At 39.7% G+C, this 2,343-nt stretch carries 1 protein-coding gene; it reads left to right on the top strand.

The features are described 5' to 3' along the window. The first annotated feature begins 148 nt into the window (after positions 1–148). Positions 149–2,284 carry a serine/threonine-protein kinase gene (locus VB740_RS36450; protein ID WP_323204671.1) on the top strand — a complete coding sequence of 712 codons (2,136 nt, stop codon included), beginning with the start codon at positions 149–151 and terminating at the stop codon, positions 2,282–2,284. The last annotated feature ends 59 nt before the right edge of the window (positions 2,285–2,343 follow it).

Genomic DNA, 2,343 nt, shown 5'->3' with positions numbered 1-2,343 from the left:
GCCTCCCCTGCCTCCCCTGCCTCCCCTGCCTCCCCTGCCTCCCCTGCTCCCCTGCCTCCCCTGCTCCCCCACTCCCCACTCCCCCTATCCCCCTAAACGTGTGGCAAGATTGAAATCAGATCGCATCGCACTTAACTAGGCAAACGAGATGCTGGGAAACACACTTGTAGGAAGATACCAAATTATTAGTAACTTGGGAGGTGGGGGTTTTGGTGAAACTTTTGTGGCAAGTGATACCCAATTACCCGGTTCACCTCTATGTGTCGTTAAGAAACTTAAACCCCAGGCAAGTGATCCCGTAACTTTGGAGACAGCTAGGCGTTTATTTGATACAGAAGCACAAGTTCTGTATAAATTAGGAACTTACGATCGCATTCCCCAACTTTTAGCTTACTTTGAGGAAAACGCCGAATTTTATCTCGTACAGGAATTGATCGAAGGGCATGACCTGAGTCAAGAATTAATCCCAGGTAAAACCCTGAGTCAAGAGCAAGTAACTTCACTTTTACAAGAACTTTTGACAATCTTAGAATTTGTTCATCAACAGAATGTAATCCATCGTGATGTCAATCCGCGAAATATCCTCAGACGCCACCCAGATGGCAAACTAATCTTAATTGATTTTGGTGCAGTTAAACAAATTACTACCCAGATGATTCTTCCCGAAGGCTTAACTAAAGGTACTGTTGCTATAGGTACGCCTGGATATATTCCTGGAGAACAAGCTCATGGTACGCCAAAATTAAGCAGTGATATCTATGCTGTGGGAATCATTGGTATTCAAGCTCTAACTGGATTATCACCAGAGGAAATAGAAAAAGATGATGATACTAATGAAATTATCTGGCACAAGCAAGCCACGGTAACGCCAGAATTCGCTCAATTTTTAGATAAGATGGTGTGCTACGACTTTCGGCAACGCTATCCTTCGGCAACGGTAGCACTACAAGCGCTGAAAGAGTTAACACAACCACCCAACCAGACAATTGCATTAACTCCTATTTCTCCACCAAAAAATATAAATAAACCTCAACCTAAAAAAGGTATATTGGGTAAAATTTTACTAGCAATATTTTTAATTGGGGTCAGTGGAGTAGCATCAATATTCATTTTAAACCACATTAATTCAAATAACGCCATAGAATTATCCAAGCAAGGAAATACCCTTTTTGATTTGCAACGCTATCAAGACGCATTAGAAGTATATGAAAAAGCCGTTGATATTAGACCAGATTATGCTCAAGGATGGAATGGTCAAGGCAAAGCGCTGGCTAAATTAAAAAAATACAAAGATGCGTTAGCGGCGTATGATAAAGCAATTCAAAATCAGCCAGATTATTTTGAAGCTTGGAGTGGAAGAGGCTTTGTATTGGGAAATTTACAACGATATCAAGAAGCGATCGCCTCTTTTGACAAAGCCTTACAATTAAACAATGAAAGCTCGGAAGTCTGGAATGCGAAGGGTGAAGCTTTTAGTAATTTAAGCCAATATGACCAAGCAATTAAATCTTATGATAAAGCGATTGAATTTAAACCAGATAATTACGAAGCTTGGTATAAGAAAGGATTAGCTTTACAAAATTCTAACCTATACGAAGAAGCGATCGCGGCATACGAAAAAGTCGTCGATTTAAAACCAGACTACGAGCCAGCTTGGTATAATTGGGGAAATTCTCTAGTCAATTTGCGACGCTACAAAGACGCATTTCCAGCTTATGATAAAGCTGTACAATATAAGTCAAATTATTATCAAGCCTGGTTTTCAAGAGGTAATGTACTGCTCAATTTACAACGTTATCCAGAAGCAGTTGAATCTTTTAATCAAGTAATTAAATACAATCCTAGCAACTATCAAGCTTGGTATAATCTGGGCTGGTCGCTGCATCAAACTCAACGCTATGAAGAAGCAATAAAAGCTTATAACAAAGCAGCAACAATTAAGCAAAATAATTATCAACTCTGGTATAATCTGGGGAATTCCCAATACATTTTGCAAAAATACGAAGATGCGATCGCTTCTTATAATAAGGCAGTTCGTTATAAACCAGACCATTCCGAAAGCTGGTATAGCAGAGGCAATGCTTTATTAAATTTGAATCGGTTTAAAGATGCGATCGCATCTTACGATCAAGCAATAAAATACAAGCCTAATTACCAACAAGCAATAGACGGGCGCAATCAAGCCCAAATTCAACTACAAGGCGAAATATCAAAGCCTAAACCTGTAATTGTGCCAGTTCTCCCATTTCCTAATGCTACTAATTCACCGCAAACGACACCCTAGTACAGCAAGGCGGAAGTCAAAAGTCAAAAGTCAAAAGTCAAAAGTATTATGGAATAAGC

Source organism: Nostoc sp. UHCC 0251 (assembly GCF_034932245.1).
Classification (GTDB): domain Bacteria; phylum Cyanobacteriota; class Cyanobacteriia; order Cyanobacteriales; family Nostocaceae; genus Nostoc.
Note: the sequence above shows the minus strand (reverse complement) of the source record. Positions and strands in the feature narration are given on the sequence as shown.

Bases quoted from the DNA above. Each gene is read 5' to 3' on its own strand.
- VB740_RS36450 (WP_323204671.1), top strand. From the start codon at position 149: ATGCTGGGAAACACACTTGTAGGAAGATACCAAATTATTAGTAACTTG.